General features: G+C 69.3%; 17 protein-coding genes. 10 read left to right on the plus strand and 7 right to left on the minus strand.

Annotated elements, in window-relative coordinates; genetic code table 11:
* Positions 1-32: 32 nt before the first annotated feature.
* The 3 genes from ACYVOK_RS28210 to ACYVOK_RS28220 all read right to left on the minus strand — a co-directional run bounded on the left by ACYVOK_RS28210 (position 33) and on the right by ACYVOK_RS28220 (position 3,951).
* Positions 33-1,307 carry an AI-2E family transporter gene (locus tag ACYVOK_RS28210; protein WP_460665577.1) on the minus strand — a complete coding sequence of 425 codons (1,275 nt, stop codon included), beginning with the start codon at positions 1,305-1,307 and terminating at the stop codon, positions 33-35.
* Between the two features lie 30 nt (positions 1,308-1,337).
* Positions 1,338-2,708, minus strand: coding sequence for a glutamate mutase L (locus ACYVOK_RS28215; RefSeq protein WP_460665578.1), 1,371 nt, complete (start codon positions 2,706-2,708; stop codon positions 1,338-1,340).
* A gap of 88 nt (positions 2,709-2,796) precedes the next feature.
* Positions 2,797-3,951, minus strand: coding sequence for a cystathionine gamma-synthase (locus ACYVOK_RS28220; RefSeq protein ID WP_460665579.1), 1,155 nt, complete (start codon positions 3,949-3,951; stop codon positions 2,797-2,799).
* A gap of 243 nt (positions 3,952-4,194) precedes the next feature.
* On the opposite strand from ACYVOK_RS28220, the gene ACYVOK_RS28225 reads away from it, so the two are divergent.
* The 7 genes from ACYVOK_RS28225 to ACYVOK_RS28255 all read left to right on the plus strand — a co-directional run bounded on the left by ACYVOK_RS28225 (position 4,195) and on the right by ACYVOK_RS28255 (position 9,823).
* Positions 4,195-4,776, plus strand: a complete 582-nt coding sequence (locus ACYVOK_RS28225) for a hypothetical protein (RefSeq protein ID WP_460665580.1) — start codon at positions 4,195-4,197, stop codon at positions 4,774-4,776.
* 10 nt (positions 4,777-4,786) lie between these two features.
* A complete protein-coding gene (locus ACYVOK_RS28230) occupies positions 4,787-6,202 on the plus strand; it encodes a hypothetical protein (protein ID WP_460665581.1) in 1,416 nt (471 codons plus the stop codon).
* A 132-nt stretch (positions 6,203-6,334) separates the two neighbouring features.
* Positions 6,335-6,916 (plus strand): hypothetical protein, encoded by a 582-nt coding sequence (locus ACYVOK_RS28235; protein ID WP_460665582.1) that lies wholly within the window; start codon positions 6,335-6,337, stop codon positions 6,914-6,916.
* Between the two features lie 11 nt (positions 6,917-6,927).
* Positions 6,928-8,019, plus strand: a complete 1,092-nt coding sequence (locus ACYVOK_RS28240; protein ID WP_460665583.1) for a hypothetical protein — start codon at positions 6,928-6,930, stop codon at positions 8,017-8,019.
* A 326-nt stretch (positions 8,020-8,345) separates the two neighbouring features.
* The gene (locus ACYVOK_RS28245) at positions 8,346-8,777 is read left to right on the plus strand and encodes an SRPBCC domain-containing protein (RefSeq protein WP_460665584.1); all 432 of its coding nucleotides are present in this window, start codon (positions 8,346-8,348) and stop codon (positions 8,775-8,777) included.
* Positions 8,767-9,162 carry an ArsR/SmtB family transcription factor gene (locus ACYVOK_RS28250; protein WP_460665585.1) on the plus strand — a complete coding sequence of 132 codons (396 nt, stop codon included), beginning with the start codon at positions 8,767-8,769 and terminating at the stop codon, positions 9,160-9,162. Before ACYVOK_RS28245 ends, ACYVOK_RS28250 begins: the two co-directional genes overlap by 11 nt.
* Before the next feature lie 178 nt (positions 9,163-9,340).
* A complete protein-coding gene (locus ACYVOK_RS28255; protein ID WP_460665586.1) occupies positions 9,341-9,823 on the plus strand; it encodes an SRPBCC family protein in 483 nt (160 codons plus the stop codon).
* 43 nt (positions 9,824-9,866) lie between these two features.
* Here the strand turns inward: ACYVOK_RS28255 and ACYVOK_RS28260 are convergent, their stop codons facing one another.
* From ACYVOK_RS28260 to ACYVOK_RS28270, 3 genes are all read right to left on the minus strand, one after another.
* Positions 9,867-11,084, minus strand: coding sequence for an endonuclease/exonuclease/phosphatase family protein (locus tag ACYVOK_RS28260; RefSeq protein ID WP_460665587.1), 1,218 nt, complete (start codon positions 11,082-11,084; stop codon positions 9,867-9,869).
* A gap of 96 nt (positions 11,085-11,180) precedes the next feature.
* Positions 11,181-11,477 carry a DUF1905 domain-containing protein gene (locus ACYVOK_RS28265; protein ID WP_460665588.1) on the minus strand — a complete coding sequence of 99 codons (297 nt, stop codon included), beginning with the start codon at positions 11,475-11,477 and terminating at the stop codon, positions 11,181-11,183.
* 32 nt (positions 11,478-11,509) lie between these two features.
* The gene (locus ACYVOK_RS28270) at positions 11,510-12,100 is read right to left on the minus strand and encodes a TetR/AcrR family transcriptional regulator (RefSeq protein WP_460665589.1); all 591 of its coding nucleotides are present in this window, start codon (positions 12,098-12,100) and stop codon (positions 11,510-11,512) included.
* A gap of 88 nt (positions 12,101-12,188) precedes the next feature.
* On the opposite strand from ACYVOK_RS28270, the gene ACYVOK_RS28275 reads away from it, so the two are divergent.
* A complete protein-coding gene (locus tag ACYVOK_RS28275) occupies positions 12,189-14,348 on the plus strand; it encodes an MMPL family transporter (protein ID WP_460665590.1) in 2,160 nt (719 codons plus the stop codon).
* A 66-nt stretch (positions 14,349-14,414) separates the two neighbouring features.
* On the opposite strand, the gene yczE is transcribed toward ACYVOK_RS28275, so the two are convergent.
* The gene (gene yczE / locus ACYVOK_RS28280) at positions 14,415-15,074 is read right to left on the minus strand and encodes a membrane protein YczE (RefSeq protein WP_460665591.1); all 660 of its coding nucleotides are present in this window, start codon (positions 15,072-15,074) and stop codon (positions 14,415-14,417) included.
* Between the two features lie 62 nt (positions 15,075-15,136).
* On the opposite strand from yczE, the gene yczR reads away from it, so the two are divergent.
* Both yczR and msrA read left to right on the plus strand, forming a co-directional pair.
* A complete protein-coding gene (gene yczR, locus ACYVOK_RS28285; protein WP_460665592.1) occupies positions 15,137-16,576 on the plus strand; it encodes a MocR-like transcription factor YczR in 1,440 nt (479 codons plus the stop codon).
* Between the two features lie 87 nt (positions 16,577-16,663).
* The gene (gene msrA / locus ACYVOK_RS28290) at positions 16,664-17,308 is read left to right on the plus strand and encodes a peptide-methionine (S)-S-oxide reductase MsrA (RefSeq protein ID WP_460665593.1); all 645 of its coding nucleotides are present in this window, start codon (positions 16,664-16,666) and stop codon (positions 17,306-17,308) included.
* The last annotated feature ends 8 nt before the right edge of the window (positions 17,309-17,316 follow it).

Consider the following 17,316-nt stretch of genomic DNA (forward strand, 5'->3'; position numbering starts at 1 on the left):
CTCACCGGGCAACACCCGGTGAGGCCCTTCAGTCAGCCGTCGACGACTTCGGGTGAGGGGGTTGGCTGTCTGCGTCTGGGGAGCGGTCGGCGGGGTGGTTCGGGGTCGACGTCGTTGCCGGCCAGGTGGTTGACGATGGTGTTCAGTACAGCGGCGATCGGTACGGCGACCAGGGCGCCGACGATGCCGGCGATGACCACGCCGGTGGCGATCGCCAGGATGATCGCCAGCGGGTGCACGGCGACCGCGCGGCCGAGCAGGAACGGCTGCAGCACGTGCGCCTCGAGCTGCTGGACGCCGATCACCACGGCCAGCATGATGATCGCGACGAGCGGGCCCTTGGCAACGAGCGCGACCAGGACGGCGACACCGCCGCTGACCAGCGCACCGACGACGGGGATGAACGCGCCGACGAAGACCAGGATCCCGATCGCACTGACCAACGGCAGGCCGAGGATCGCGGCACCCAGCGAGATACCGGCCGCGTCCACCGCGGCGACGACGATGGTGGCCCGGACGAACGCGGTCAGCGAGACCCACGCCTTCCGGCCGGACGAGTCGGCCCGCTCCCGGGCCTGCCGCGGGAACAGCCGGACCACCCAGGACCAGATCTGCTCACCCTGATAGAGGAAGAAGAACAGGCAGAACAACGCGATGAACAACCCGGCGACGACGTGTGTCGCGGTGGTCCCGACCTCGGCCGCCCGCTGACCGAGCGCCCCGCCGGACGTGATCTCGTCGCGCAGCGAGTTGAAGGCGTTGGTGATGTCCTGGTCGTCGACGCCCAAGTTGATCCGGGCCAGGTCGCGCAACTGCTGCACACCTGCGCCGACCTGGTTGGACAGAGTCTCGAACTGGCTGGCGATCTGCGTACCGACCAGTGTGAGCAGACCGGCCACCAGCACGACGGTGGTGAACACAGTGATCCCGGCCGCGGCTCCGCGCGGGATCCGCAACCGCTGCAGCCCGTTGGTGACCGGCACCAGCAGGGCGGTGAGCAGGACGCCGACCGTCACCGGGACGACCACCTCGGACAGGTAGCGCATGCCGTACCCGATGACGAGCACCGCGGCCACGATCACCAGGAACCGCCACGCCCAGGCGCTGGCGATCTGCATCGCCGGCGTCACACCGGTGTCCACCGGGCCCCGGCTCGACGCCACCACCACATGATCCCCGGGAGCAGTACTCCGCTCCTCGATGACATCGTTGTCCGCCAGCGGGCTGCGGGTGTCGCCTCCCGCGTCGGGAACATCTGTCCCAGCCTCGGATACGTCGGCCTCGTCGGCCCGCCGCGTCTCGCTCATCGCACCTCCGCAGCTTGCTTGGTGCTGAGACTAGTGCCCGGCGCGGACCGTTCCATGAATCCGCGCAGCGAGACCCTCCGCTGCAATCGGGTCGAGGTCGGCGAGCAGGCCGACGCCGGCCAGCACGTAGTCCTTGTCGACGCCGATCGCGGCACGCTCCGGGACCAGCCAGCCCTCCTCCCGCGCGTTCGCCGCCACGGAGCCGAGGATGCGCTCCGCCACCTCCGGGCCGTTGTGCCGCAGCACTCCCCCGGATCCGACCAGCAGGTCCACCTCGCGCAGATCCTTTCCGGACCGTTCGACCACCCGGCCGCCCGGCCCGAACACGATCCGCTGCCGGCCCGCGTGCCTCCGGAGGGCGACCGTCGCCGCGATCCTCGCCAGCGTCTCGTCGTACGAAGTCTCGATCGCACTGTCCGGCAGGTACGACGGATCGTTGTGCCGCCGGGACGCCGCCTGACGCAGTGAGTCGTCATCCGGGATCAGGCCGGCCTCGACACCGGCGGCGGCCACCGGTACGGCGCTCCACCGCATCCCGAGGTCACCCTCGACGGTGCGGGTGACCGGGTGCGTCGCGACCACCTCGCGCCCGAGGTTCGCGTCCTCCGGATCGAGTTCGATCACCGAGTGCACGTCCGTGGTCGCGCCGCCGATGTCCACGACCGCCACGTCACCGTGCAACCCGGCCAGCACTTCGACGCCCCGCAGTACGACGTCCGGCGTCGCCGCCCGCACCATCCGCGCGAAGGCGGGATCCCGGGACAGGTTCTTCCCGCCGATCACGTGGGCGAGGAACATCTCCCGGATCGCGGCCCGCGCACCGTCCGGCGCGAACACCCCGATCTCGGGTACGACGTTGTCCGTGAGCACATGCGGCACGCCCGCGGCCGCGAGGATCTCGCCGATCTCGGCCCGGGCGTCGACGTTGCCCGCGACAACGACAGCACGTCGCCACCGGTACTTGGCCAGCGTCGATGCGGCCTTGAGCAGGACGGCGGAGTTGCCGCCGTCGGTGCCGCCCAGCAGCAGCACGACGTCCGGCCGGTCCTTGCGGAGTTCCTTCAGCGACGTCGCGGTCAACCCACCGTTGACCACGGCAACCACACGCCCGCCGCTGGACAACGCGACCCGGCGCCCGGCCTCCGCGGTGACCAGCTCTTCGTTGCCGACGACACCGATCCGCAGCCCGCCGCCCGCACTCGAACAGGCGAGCACTTCCGCCTGGGCGATCCCGCGATCGGCTCCTTCGAGCGTTGCCCGGCACGCATGCCACCCGTCCATCACATCGGTGCCGATCGTCGTCCGATGCTCAGCCCGCGCCACCAGGTCCCCCGACCCGGAATCCACCGCAACCGCCTTAGTAAACGTCGACCCGAAGTCAACAGCCACCAGCAGGCCCATCAACCCTCTTCCCCGCAGACGACACACTCTCCCGGCGACAACACCTGTCGGCCGGTGCAGGACGCCGTACCCACCTGCCTCGGTTGGGCTACGACATGGCGCGGTCGAGGTCCTGCAGGAGGTCGTCGATGGTTTCGATGCCGACGCTCAGGCGGATCAGGTCGGACGGCACCTCCAGCGGCGTACCGGCGACCGAGGCGTGCGTCATCTTGCCCGGGTGCTCGATCAGCGACTCGACACCGCCGAGCGACTCGCCCAGGGTGAAGACCTCCGCCTTGTTGCAGATCTCGATCGCCTGCTGCTCTCCCCCGGCGACCCGGAACGAGACGATGCCGCCGAACCGCTTCATCTGCTTCGCGGCGGTCTCGTGACCGGGGTGTCCGTCGATACCCGGGTACAGCACCTGGGTGACGGATTTGTGCCGCTGCAGGAACTCGACCACCCGCTCGGCGTTGTCGCTGTGCCGATCCATCCGGACCCCGAGGGTCTTGATGCCGCGCAGTACCAGCCAGGAGTCGAACGGGCCGGCGACCGCGCCGATCGCGTTCTGGTGGAAGGCGATCTTGTCGGCCAGTTCGGCGTCGCGGACGATCAGCGCACCACCGACGACGTCGGAGTGACCGCCCACGTACTTCGTGGTCGAGTGGACGACCACGTCCGCGCCGAGTTCCAGCGGCTGCTGAAGGTACGGCGAGGCGAATGTGTTGTCCACGACCAGCAGCGCACCGGCGTCGTGCGCGATCTGCGCGACGAGGGCGATGTCGGCGACGTTGAGCAGCGGGTTGGTCGGCGTCTCCAGCCAGACCACCTTGGTCGAGCCCGGCCGGATCGCGGCCCGGATCGCCGCCGGATGCGTGACCGCGGCCGGGGTCATCTCGACACCCCAGTTGCCGAGCACCTTGGCGAACAGCCGGAACGTGCCGCCGTACGCGTCGTCGGGGAAGACCACGTGGTCACCCGGCGCGCACAGCGAGCGGATCAGGGTGTCCTCGGCGGCGAGACCGCTGGCGAACGCGAACCCGCGGTTCCCCGCTTCGATCGCGGCGAGACACTCCTCGAGCGCGGTCCGGGTCGGGTTCGCCGACCGGGAGTACTCGTAACCGTTGCGCAGCCCGCCGACGCCGTCCTGCTTGTAGGTGCTGGTCGCGTAGATCGGCGGGACCACCGAACCGGTGGTCGGGTCGGGCTCGTTTCCGGCGTGGATGGCGAGCGTCTCGAAGCCGTAGTGGTGTTCCTTGTTCACCGAACCAGCGTACGTCGTGGTCTGCTCGGCCCGACGGCCGCCGTCCATAGGTCAGACGAACCGCTGGGTCAGAGATGGATCCAGGTTGTCCACAGACGCGTCGAACCCCCTGGTATCTGACCCTGGCCGCGCCATAACGTTGCGGTCGGTGACTGCCGACGTCGACACAGGGTGCTTGCCCGGCCCCGACGAGTAGTTGCCCTGGTCAACGCACGACTGGAGAAGGAAGGACGACGGCGCCGGATGAAGACACAAGCCAGGCCGCTGGACCAGGACGACCTGGCGATGGCGGACCTTGCCGAAGTTCGGGACTGGACCGCAATCGCCGGTCCGGACAACGACGACTCCGGCCCTCAGGTCGTCCGTGCGCTCGTCAACCGGGTGATGTCGCAAACCCCGTGGAGGCCGTGGCCGCTCGAGCCCGGTGAGGTGATCGGCGCCGACATGGTGTCCTGGGGATTCACCACTCCCCGCGGTACGACGATGATCGTCTTCGACGGCCTGGTCTTCTCCGACTGCCCGGACAGCGGCTGGTCGGCGTACGACATCGGGCCGGACGACATCGCCGCCGCCGAGGCCGGCCTGGACGCGCACTGGCCGGAGCACCTCGCGCTGGCCACCAAGCACTGGGGGCAGCCTGACTACGTCGGCGACGACAGCAGCCCCACCTTCGCCGACGAGTGGGACTCCGGCGCCGGGACGGGCCGACGGCATCTCGCCGTCTGGCTGCGACCGGGCGCGCAGTTCCACCTGTACAGCAACAAGCCCAGCAAGGACCCGCTGACGACGTCTGTCGGGGTCAACTACGCCGTGTACATCGACTAGGAGACCCCGAATGAGCGAGCCCTCCCAGGAACCGGGCCGGATCCGCCGGATGTCCAACAGCGTGTCCCGCTGGCGGGCCACCCGGCGCGGCACCAAGACGCTCAAGGCCGCCTACGCGCAGGCCGCGCGCGACGCCAAGCGGATGGACCCGGTGGTCCGCGAGCGGATCGGCCGCGCCAACCTGACCAAGGCCGACCTGCAGATGCTGGCCGAGAACCAGATCGCCGGCCAGTTCGGCGGGCGGCAGTACCGCGACCTCTCCCAGACGCTCGAACAGGCAGCCGCCGATCGCGTCCCGTCCACAGGTCGGAGCAACCGGTTCTCCCGGTGGCGGGCCACCCGGCGCGGGACGAAGGCGCTGAAAGCGGCGTACGCCCAGGCAGCCAAGGACGTGAAGCGGATGGATCCCGCTGTCCGTGAAGCGATCGGGCGGAACCGGATAACGCGCTCGGATCTCCAGGCACTGTCGCAGGGCCGGATGGAGCAGGTGTTCAGACCGGAGGGCCGGATGGGCGCGGTGCCGGGGCAGCAACAACCTCAACCGGCGCAGGAGCCGCTCGCCGACCAACTGCGTACGGCGCAACTCCAGTTGCAGGCCACCATGCTGCAGAACGAGCAGTTCCAACTGCAGCTGCAGTCCATCCAGCTCCAGTTGCTCCAGGCCCAGCAGCAAACCCAGCAACAACTCCAGGCCCTCCAACAGCAACTGCAGACCTCACAACAAACCCAGGCCACGCAGCAACAACAACCGGCCCACCAACAGCCCGCCCAGCAGTCGGTGCAGGGGGCTGGGCAGCAGCAGACTGCGGAGCCTGCGCTGCAGAACCCTGACCACGTCGGTGTCCACCAAGTGGGCCCCGAGTCGCAGGCCCCGGCACAGCAACAGGCCGACCAGACATCAGCCTGGGTAGCCGCTGGGACCGGCCAGGGAACACAGCAGCCAGCCCCGCAACAACCCGCGACTCAACAACCGGCGGCCCAGCAACCTGCCGCCCAACAGCCCGCGGCCCAACAGCCAGCCGCTCAACAGCCCGCGGCACAGCAGGCGGCGGCGCAGCAGCCGGTCGGTCAGCAGGTGCCGGCCGGTCAGCAGGTGCCGGCCGCGCAGCAGCCTGGGGAGCAGCAGGCGACGCAGACCGGGCAGCAGCCCGCGCAGGTGGGGCAGCAGGCGGCTTCGATGCAGGCGGCTGCTGCGCACAACGAGCAGGTGACGCGCAACCAGGTGGAGGGTTCCGGCCAGTCGGCGCAGAACCAGGCTGACTTGAAGGGCGACCTGAGCAAGCAGTTCGACGCGGCGTTCACGGGCCGGGCGCAGCCCAATGTCGCCAAGGACGGCCAGTCCCGCCCGGCAGGCGAACGACCGACCGGCAGCGAACATCACCGCTCATCCGGACAGTCCGCCGGCAAACCCCACCACGAACGCTGACAGACGGCGCTGACGATGCTGGAGACCGGCGATGCCACCCCACGATCCGGCACCCCGTAGCCCTGGACGTGAACCGGACGGCACCTACCGTTGCCACGGCTTGAGTCACCGAAGGAAGGAACAAGCCCCGAGATGAAGACTCAGGAAAGGCCCCTCGACGAGGACGACCTGGCCATGGCCGACCTCGCCGAAATCAAGGACTGGACCCCGATCGCCGGCCCGGACAGCGACGCGTCCGGTCCGGCCGTCGTACGGGCGCTGGTCCAGCGGGTGATGGGTGCCACCGACTGGCAGCCGTGGCCGCTCGAGGCCGGTGAGCAGATCGATCCGGACCTGGCGTCCTGGGGATTCCTCACCCGGCGCGGCAGCACGATCATCGTGTTCGACGGGCTCGTCTTCGCCGACTGCCGGAACAGCGGCTGGTCGGCGTACCAGATCGGGCCGGACGACATCCCCGCCGCGGAGGCCGGCCTGGACCAGCACTGGCCGGAGCACCTCGCGCTGGCCCGCAAGCATTTCGGCGAGCCCGACTACGTGGGTGACGAGAGCAGCCCCACCTTCCTCGACGAGTGGGCCCCGGGCGCGGGAGCGGACCGGCGGCACCTCGCCGTCTGGGTCCGGCCGGGTGCGCAGATCCACCTCTTCAGCGACAAGCCGACCAGGGACCCGCTGACCGTCTCGGTGGGTGTCAACTACGCGGTCTACATCGACTAGGAGATCGACAGATGACCACACCGCACCAGGGCGCCGGGCTGTGGGAGCAGGGCAACATGGGTCAGGCCCTCGGCTGGCTCGCCGACCGCAGCCCCGAGGAGCAGCTGGCTCTGAAGAAGCTGATCGACAAGCAATTGGCACCTCCCGGCCGGATCATGAGCGTGGTCCTGCGCGTCCAGCAGATCTACCGGCAGACCTCTGAGCGGCTGAGTGAGCGGGCCCAGCAGCTGGCCAGCCAGGCGCGCCAGTTCGGCCAGAGCACAGCGGCGCGGGCGGGCCAGGTCGTGCAGAACACGACGAACCGGGTGAACGAACTCGGCCAGCAGGCCGTCGGCGCCTACCAAACCGGTCGGGACGCGACGGTGGAAGCCGCCGCGGCCGCTTACCAGCGTGGCCGGGAGACGGCTGCCGACCTCGCCCAGCGGGGTGCCGTTGCCGCTGACCTGGCGGCCCAGGTCGCCGCCGAGCGCGTCCAGGCCGCCGGCCGAGCCGTGGCGGAGGGTGCTCAGACCGCGGGGCGAGCCGTTGTCGACGGTGCGCAGACCGCCGGCCGGGCCGTCGCGGAAGGAGCCCAGAACACCGGCCGGGCCGTCGTCGCGGGTGCGCAGACCGCCGGCCGGGCCGTTGCCGAGGGCACCCAGAACGCCGGTCACGCAGTTGCGGAGGCCGGACGCCAGGCGTACACCCGGGCGTCTCGCTGGTTCCAGCAGAAGGTCAGCAACGGAGCCGCCCGCGCCAACGCGGCCCGCGCCGCCTACGCGCAGTTCCGGCAGGACCCGACGCTCAACCAGAGCAGCATCACCCCGAAGGACATCGCCGCGTTGAGCGCCCGGGCGCACGCCATCGCGACCGAGCAGGACCCGCAGGCCCGCCTGGCAGCCCTCGCCGAGTACCAGAAGCTCGCTGAACGCTACGAGCCCATCAACACGAGCACCAGCGACAAACGCAACGAGAACCTGGCCGCCTGGATCAACCAAGGCCAAACCCCCGCCACCGGCGCCGTCTCCCTCCAGAAACCCCAACAGCAGAACCAAGGCCAGTCCCCCCAAACCGGCCCCCAATCCCCCACCCGAGCCCCCAAACCCCCAGAAAAAGGCCTCTAACCCCGAACGCCGCCGGCACCCCCGGCGGCGTTCCCATTCCACCCACCTCCAGCTCTCCTCACCACCCGCCCCGCCACACTCCACCCCGCCCTCGACCGGTACGCCGTACCACCGCCCCAACAGGTAACTGCCCCGGCAGGCAGGCAGGCAGGCAGGCAGGCAGGCAGGCAGTACGGCGGAGCAGCCCGGCGGTCTCGCGGTGCCGCGCAGCTGATTCAACCTCGCCGTACTTGCCTCCCCTCGCGTTCCGGCGCGAGCCTTGACGCAACTGGGGGGTTGCAATAGATTTAGTGGCAACTGGTTGGTTGCTACTTGTGGAGGTTGTGATGGGGTTTCCGGATCGGATTGAGCGGACTGTGGAGATCGGGCATCCGCCGGCGAAGGTGTGGGCGGCGTTGACTACGGCCGAGGGGCTGGGGACGTGGTTCGGGCACCAGGCGACGGTCGACCTGCGGCCGGGTGGGTCAGCGCAGATGACGTGGAACAGCGGTGACCAGGCCGAGATGCGGATCGAACGGGTCGAGGAGCCGACCACGTTCGGGTTCACCTGGCACATCTACGGTCTGCCTGCGGACGACCCGCGCCGTACGTATGTCGAGTTCACGCTCGAGCCGATCGACGCCGGGACCCGGCTGACTGTGGTCGAGACCGGGTTCGCCCAACTGCCGGAGGACGAGTACCGCAAGGCGTTCGAGGCCAACACAGAGGGCTGGGCCTCCGAGATCGACGAACTGGTCGAATACCTCGATGCCGCCTGACACCCAGCAGCCCGAGCCGACCCCACCGGCCGGCGGGAGTCCGGTGGGGGGCTCGAGCCGCGCGGAGATGGAGGCGGTGGCGGAGCAGGTGTTCGTCGCGCTGGCCGATCCGAGTCGGCGCAGCATTCTTGCCACGCTGGCGTCGGGCGGTCCGGCGACCGCCACGGACCTGGCGAACCGCCTGCCGATCACCCGGCAGGCGATCGCCAAGCATCTGACACTGCTCTCCGACGCCGGTCTTGTGACGGCGGAACACGGTGAACGCCGCCGCGTGCGGTTCCGCCTGCGGTCCGCGCCGATGCAGGTGGCCCAGCAGTTCCTGGCCGCGCTGGCCCGTGACTGGGACTCCCGCCTCGACGCCCTCAAAGACCACCTAGACCGCTGACTGCTGACTGCTGACTGCTGACTGCTGACTGCTGACTGCTGACTGCTGACTGCGGCATCAAACCTCGACCGCTCGAAGCTCAAAGACCTCGACCGCTCAAACCCTCGATTGCGCGAACCCTCGAACGCCCCGACCCTCAAATGCCGACTTCGCCGCAAGGCCCCGAACGGAGAACACCATGGACGACCAGAGCTTCACCACCACCTTCACGGTGGACCGCACCCCGCAGGACGTCTTCGCCGCCGTCACCGACCCGCGCGCCTGGTGGTCGGAAGAGATCGACGGCCCCACGAGCGACGTCGGCGACGAGTTCGACTACCACTTCGAGGACGTTCACCGCGCCAAACTGCGCGTCACCGAAGTGATTCCGCAGCAGAAGGTCTCCTGGCTGGTCCTCGAAAATCACTTCAACTTCACCGAGGACGACACCGAGTGGACCGGCACGACGATCACCTTCGAGATCGTCCGCCGCGGTGACCGGACCCAGCTCGCCTTCACCCACCACGGCCTCGTCCCCGAGTACGAGTGCTTCGAACTCTGCCGCAAGGGCTGGGACTTCTACATCAACACCAGCCTGCAGAACCTCCTCACCACCGGGCAGGGCCGGCCCAACGCCACCAGCCGCCCGCAACTCGCCCACGAGGCGGAGCTGTCCCGCTAGTCACACTGCAATGCCCGGGGACCAGGTCCCCGGGCTCAGACCCTCAGTGCCGGCCAGGCACGCGTACGTCGACCCAGACCAGCCGATGGTCGCTGGTCGGGAACGGGAAGACCCCGGTCAGCCGGGACAGCGGATCCGCCTGCACCGGCCAGAACACGCCCGCCCCCAACGGCTTCAACTGCCGCGACGGCAGCACGTAGTCGGCCCGCAGGTTCCCCGGAGCCGGGTTGTCCGCGAAGTCCGCGGTGTCGTACTTCGGATCACCCTCGTGCGACGCGTTCGCCCCACCCTGCAGTACGGCGGCCTCGACGGCACCGGCCGACGTCGGCAAGGGGTCGATGATCCGCGGGTGCTCGATCAACTGCTGGATCGAACCCGGCACAGAGTCGCCGTCGACGGGGTCGCTGTTCTGGTCGCCGGCGATGACGAACGGGGCACCTGGCCGCAGACCGCCGTACCGGCCGTTGTCGTCATAGATGTACGACGAGCGCTTGCCCGGCTGCACGTAGTCGGCCCAGAACCGGATCTCGTCGTGGTTCCGCCGCCCGTTGCGGTCCTCGGCGCCGTCGAAGGTCGGCGGGGTCGGGTGCGACACGAGGAAATGCACGGTGCGCTTGCCGAGCTTGATCGGCACGTCCCAGTGCGACTTGCTGGACAGCCGGAACACCTCGAGTTCGGCCGGCGAGTACCAGTCGGCGGGCGCGGGTGTCGCCGGGTTGTCCGGCAGCAGCGCGCCGGGCATGTCCTTCCACTTGAAGAGCTGGAACGTCCGCACGTTCTGGGTGTCGATCGGATAGCGCGAGTAGACGACCATGCCGAACTGTCCCTCGAACGCCCCGAACCCGAAGGCGTCGTCACCGCCGGCGATCCGCCCGTCGTTGTTGAGGTCGAAGCCGCTCGGGATCCCGGTGTTGGACGGCGCGACGTACACGTACGGGTAGTTGATCGGCGCCGCGCCACCCTGCCCGACCGCGAGGTAGTTGGTCCGGAACAGGTTCGCGGCCTGCTGGTTCGGCACGTAGTCGAACTCGTTGATCAGCAGCACATCGGGCCGCGTCCGCTGGATCACCTCGGCGACCGCCCTGGCCTGCGCGTTGGCCCCGGTACTCAGGTCCGCCACCAACTGGCCGGCCGCACCCCGGTTCAAGCTCGCGTTGTACGTCGCCACCCGCAGCGGCTCCTGCCCGCCCGCATCCGCCGGCAGCGCTCCCGCCGTACCGGCGCCGGCCATCATCACCAGCGCGATCAGCAACCTTCGCATGACACCCCTCCACTCGACCGGAATGCGCCAAACGCTAACCACCGCAACGTCTGCCTCACCTGAACGCCAAGTGAACTCTCCGCAGCCCCCTGCCCGCTACAGGTCAGCCAACTCCAACCGGGTTTCCACCTCGACGCCCGCGGTCAGCTGCTCGGCCGTACGCACGGGTTTCTTGACCGGAAGCAGGTAGGTGCCCGACTTGCTGTCCGGGAAGACCGAGGTCTGCCAGGTGGTGTTGCCGATGGTCACGGTGACCCGGGCCGAGCCGAAACCGTGCCGGGTGGCGGCGGTGAGATGCGCGATGTCGTCGCTGATCTCGGGCGGCACCGAGATGAAGTGCCAGCCACTCTCGCCCGGGTACTGCCACAGCGGTGCCGAGAACTGAAAGCTCACGGGGCGACCCTAATCCTGGGCACCGACAGTCTTCAGGAGGCCGGGGTGCCGCGGCGGGCGAGGATGGCGGTGGCGGCGTCGAGGAGTACGGCGCGGATCTCGGCGTCGGTCACGCCGAGGTCGAGCTCCGTGGACATCGCGGCCCCGACGGTTTCGACCGCGGCGGCGGCGCGGAGACGGTCGGCGGGTGACGGGTCGGGGCCGGCCAGCCAGAGCTGGAAGCGCCGGCTCTGCGCGATCAGCTTGTCCAGGTCGTCCCCGAACGCGGCCAGTACGGCGGCGACGTCGCGCAGCAGCGTGGGACCGGTCGACCGGTGCGCGATCACGACGTCGACGTACGCCCCGAGCAGTTCGCGCTCGGTCTCCGGCGACCAGGGCAGCTCGTCGACCAGGCTGAGCACTCGCGAGATGTCGTCCATGAAGGTGCCGATGATCGCGCGGAGCAGCTCCTGCTTGGACGAGTAGTGGTAGTACAGCGAGGCCTTGGTGATGCCGACCCGCTCGGCGATCTCGCGCAGGCTCGTCTTCTCGTAGCCCTGGGTCGAGAACAGCTCGACGGCGGCGCGGTGGATCTCCGCCTTGGTGTCTCTGATCCGGTCACGGGGGTTCGTCGTGTGCTGCACGCCACCACCCTCTCATTTCACCTACCTACCGACCGGCAGGTAGTCTATCAACCGACCGGCAGGTAGACAGACCCTCAGGAGGGCTCGGGTGTTCACCAAACTCGGACGATTCGTCGTCCACAACCCGTGGAAGGTGATCGCCGCCTGGGTGATCGCGGCGGTGGCCGTGGTCGCGTTCGCGCCGACGCTCGCCGACGTGACGAACAAGGACCAGGCGGCCTTCCTGCCCGACAAGTACGAGTCGGTGCAGGCCCAGAAGCTGGCAGCGGACGCGTTCGGGCAGACCAACGACGCCACTGCCAGCATCGTGGTCAAGCGCGGCTCCGGCGGCGAGCTGACCGCGGCCGACCAGGCCAAGGTGACCGAACTGGCAACCAAGATCACCGCGGCGAAGATCGACCGGGTCACCGGCGCGATCACCGGACCGCAGGCGGTCTCGCCGAACAAGCAGGTCCAGATCGTCAGCGTCGGCCTCAAGGGCCTGCCCGACGACCAGGCCGTGCTGGACGCGGTCCAGAAGATCCGCGACCTGACCGGCCCGACGCTGAGCGGCAGTGGTCTCGAGTACGGCGTGACCGGCGACGCCGCGTTGTTCCTCGACAACCAGGACGCCTTCGAGAACGCGTTCGTGGTGGTCGGCATCGCGACCGTCGTACTGATCATCGGCCTGCTGCTGGTCATCTACCGCAGCCCGGTCGCGGCGCTGCTGCCTATCCTCACGATCGGCCTGGTGTCCGCGATCGCTCCCGGTCTGATCGCGCTGGCCGCGAAGGCCTTCGACCTGCAGGTGACCCAGGATCTGCAGACCATCCTGACCGTCGTGCTGTACGGCGTCGGGACCGACTACATCCTGTTCCTGCTGTTCCGCTACCGCGAGCGCCTCCGCGCCGGCGAGCAGCCGAAGGAAGCCCTGGTCCACGCGACCAGCCGGGTCGCCGAGGTGATCGTCTCGGCCGCGGGCGCGATCATCGTCGCCTTCAGCGCCCTCCTGCTGGCTGTCTTCGGCGGGTTCAAGAGCCTCGGTCCGGGCCTGGCGATCGCAGTGGCGGTGATGGCGTTCGCAGCGATCACGCTGATCCCGGCGGTGGTCTCGCTGCTCGGCCCGAAGGTGTTCTGGCCGTCGAAGTCGTGGCAGAAGGCGCCGAAGGGCGCGATGTTCAAGCGGTTCGGCCGGTTCACCGCCCGTCGCCCCGCCGTGGTGGCCGCGGTGTCCGGCGGCCTGATGGTCGCGCTCGCCCTCGGCACGCTGGGAATGAAGGTGGACTACGACGCGTTCAGCCAGCTCCCGGACGGCACCGAGTCCGCCCGCGCGATCAAGGACCTGCAGGCCGGCTTCCCGGCCGGCGCGCTGAACCCGACCAACGTCTACGTCCGCAGCACCGACGGCACACCGCTCGACCCGGCCGAACTCACCACGTACGCCGGAAAGCTGGCCCAGGTGGAAGGTGTCGGTGCCGTGCTCCCGGCCGGCCCGGACGGCAGCCTGGCCCTGCTCAACCAGGACAAGACCGTTGCCCAGATCAACGTCGTACTGAGTGGCGCGCCGTACGCGACCGCGTCGCTGGACCTGGTCGACGGCAAGCTCCGGGACGTCGCGCACGCCGAGGCACCGGACGGCACGACCACACTGCTCGGCGGCGTCACCGCGAGCTACACCGACATCCGGGACGCGAACAGCCGGGACCTCTCGGTCATCTTCCCGGTCGCGGGCGGCCTGATCGCGATCATCCTGGCGTTGCTGCTCCGGTCGCTGCTGGCGCCGCTGGTGCTGATGGTCGCGGTGGTGCTGAGCTTCTTCAGCTCGATCGGCGCGACCGTGCTGGTGTTCCAGGGCGCCGCGGGGCACGCCGGGGTGACGTTCTCGCTGCCGATCATGCTGTACCTGTTCGTCGTTGCCATCGGCACCGACTACAACATCCTGATGATCGCCCGGCTGCGCGAGGAGGCCGAGGCCGGTACCGCGCCGCGGGAGGCGGCCGACCTGGCGATCGAGCACGGCGGTCCGTCGGTGGCGGCGGCCGGACTGATCCTGGCCGGCACCTTCTCGTCGCTGATGCTGGCCGGGATGGCGCTGCTCACCGAGATGGGCTTCTCGGTCGCGGCCGGCATCGTGATCTCCGCGTTCCTGATGTCGATCTTCCTGGTCCCGAGTGTCACCGCACTGCTCGGGCCCCGGGCCTGGTGGCCGCGCCGGATCAGGCCCTCGGCGAGAACGCCGGAAGAACGCCAACTGGAGACGGTGGGCTGATTTCCTCAGACCGCAGGCAGAGGGGTCCTGCGAGAACGGGTCCCGGCTGGTCCGGGACCCGTTCAGCTATTGAGCTTTCAGCCGGACCGTGAAGATCGGCAGCAGGATGTGGACGAGCGGGCCGATGGCCAGGGCATAGACGACAGTGCCGACACCGATCACGCCGCCGAGGAGGATGCCGGCTGCGAGCACGGTCAGCTCGATCGTGGTCCGGACCAGGCGGACGCTGAGGCCGGTACGCCGTACCAGGCCCGTCATCAGCCCGTCGCGCGGACCCGGGCCGAACTGCGCGCCGATGTAGAGGGCACCGGCGAGCGCGTTGACCACGACACCGGCGAGCATGAAGACGATCTGCAGCCAGAGTTCGTCCGGCCGGTCCACGGTGGCCAGCGTCAGGTCGGTGACCAGGCCGATCACGATGGCATTGCTGATCGTGCCGAGACCGGGCCACTGCCGCAGCGGGATCCACGCCAGCAGCACCACGAAACTCATCGCGATCACCACCGTGCCGAAGCTCAGCGGCAGGTGCTTGGTGATACCCGAGTGCAGCACGTCCCACGGGTCCAGGCCGAGGTTGCCCTGGATCATCAGGCCCATCGAGGCGCCGTACAGGGTCAGGCCGACGTACAGCTGGACCAGGCGCCGGGGAAGGTGGCCTGCTTTCAACTGCTGGATCGGGTTCAGTGCGGCGAGTTGGCGGGGTGGGGCTTCGGAAGTGGCGGTCACGTCCTCAAGTCTGAGAGCAAGTGGCCTGGCGTTCGATAGCCAATTGCGCGATAGTGGACTGCATGAAGGGGCAATATCTCCCGGCCAGCACTCTCTCCGGCCTGCTCGCGACCTGGTCCGACGGGGCCGGGCCGGCGTACAAACTGCTCGCCGAGCGGCTCCGGTTGCTGATCGCGGACGGGCGGATCATGCCCGGGTCGCGGCTGCCGAGTGAGCGCGAACTGACCGACGCTCTCGGTGTCAGCCGTACGACGGTCGCCTCGGCGTACCGGGAACTCCGCGACAGCGGCTACCTGCTGTCGCGCCGCGGCTCCGGAAGCGTGACCGCTCTCCCGTCGAGGATCGAGCCCGAACTCGGCCGGCACCACGCTCCGGGGATCGACACCGACGGTCTGTACGACTTCACGTGCGCCGCGCCCAGCGCCGTACCCGGGATCGCTTCTGCGGTCGCGGAGGCGACGGCGGATCTGCCGGTGCACCTCGCGACGCCCGGGTATCACCCGCAGGGTCTGCCGGTACTGCGGGAGGAGATCGCGGCCGCGTACGAGGAACGCGGGCTGCCCACGTCGCCGGACCAGATCATCGTCACCTCGGGCGCGCTGGCGGCGACGTCGATCGCGGTCCGGGCGATCACCCAGATCGGCGACCGGGTACTGACCGAGAGCCCGACCCACCCGAACTCGGTGGACTCGATCCGGCGCAGCGGTTGCCGCGTGGTCGCCGTACCGACGAGTCCTGGTGGCTGGGACCTGCCCTTGTTGGAGGCGACGATCAGGCAGTCGTCGCCGCGGGCGGCCTGGCTGGTGGTCGACTTCCAGAACCCGACCGGATGGCTGATGTCCGCCGCCGACCGGCAGCGACTGGCGATCGCGTTCGCGCGCGCCCGGGCCACGGCGATCGTGGACGAGACGCTGTTCGAGCTGTCGCTGGACGGGCAGCAGATGCCGCCGCCGTTCGCGTCGTACGACCCGGCCGGGGTGATCACGGTCGGTTCGGTCAGCAAGTCGTTCTGGGGCGGGCTGCGGATCGGGTGGATGCGGGTGCCGGAGCCGTTGATCGCGCGCGTCCTCGACGCGAAGGCGTCGATGGATCTGGGTGCGCCGGTGCTGGATCAACTGGTGGTCGCCGGGCTGCTGCAGCGGCGGTCGACGATCCTGCCGGAACGGCGGCTCGACCTCGCTCGCCGGCGGGACGCGTTGGTGGCGGCGCTGACCGAGTTCCTGCCGTCGTGGCGGTTCCAGTTGCCAGGTGGTGGGCTCTCGCTGTGGTGCGAGCTGCCGGAGCCGGTGGGCTCGTCGCTGGTCGGCGTGGCGCAGCGGAACGGCGTACTGCTCGTCGCTGGCTCCCGTTTCTCCCCCGACGGCGGCCTCGAGTCCTTCATCCGCCTGCCCTTCACCCTCGACCCGGATGCTTTGCGCGACGGCGTACGCCGCCTGGCCGACTCCTACGCCGCTCTGACGACCGGGTCCCCACCACGCCGCCCAGCCGCCATGATCGCCTGACGTTCGCGTCCCGTAATGGGCTGGGGGAAGGTTCGCCCGGGTGGGGGCGTTGGGAGACTATGAGAGTCACACTGCGAGAGGCGTGAGATGTCGTTCTTCAAGCGCAACACAGCCCTGGTCGAGCCCGCGGCCGCCCTGCCCGGCCGGCCGGAGCCTGCGTTCTCCGTCCCGGCGGAGAACATCGTTCTCGGTACGCCGCAGACCGCCGCCGCCCCGGAGGGGTTCGAGGAGGTCTGGTTCGGCACCGGGTGTTTCTGGGGCACCGAGGAGATCTTCTGGCAGCAGCCCGGGGTCTACACGACCGCGGTCGGGTACGCCGGCGGGTACACGCCCAACCCGACGTACGAGGAAGTCTGCACCGGCGGCACCGGCCACACCGAGGCGGTCCGGATCGTCTACGACCCGGAGAAGACCACCTTCACCGACCTGCTGAAGGTCTTCTGGGAGACCCACGACCCGACGCAGGGCATGCGCCAGGGCAACGACCTCGGCTCCCAGTACCGCTCCGCCGTCTACTACTCCACCGACGCCCAGCGCGCCGAGGCCGAGCGCACCCGGGACCTCTACGCCCCCGTCATCGCCGACCGCGGCTACGGCCCCATCACCACCGAAATAGCCCCGGCCACCACCTTCTACTACGCCGAGCCCTACCACCAGCAGTACCTCCACAAGAACCCCAACGGCTACCGCTGCCACAGCAACACCGGCGTTCCGTTCCCGGCTGACGCCTGAGCCTTTCC

This window comes from Kribbella swartbergensis (assembly GCF_054784135.1).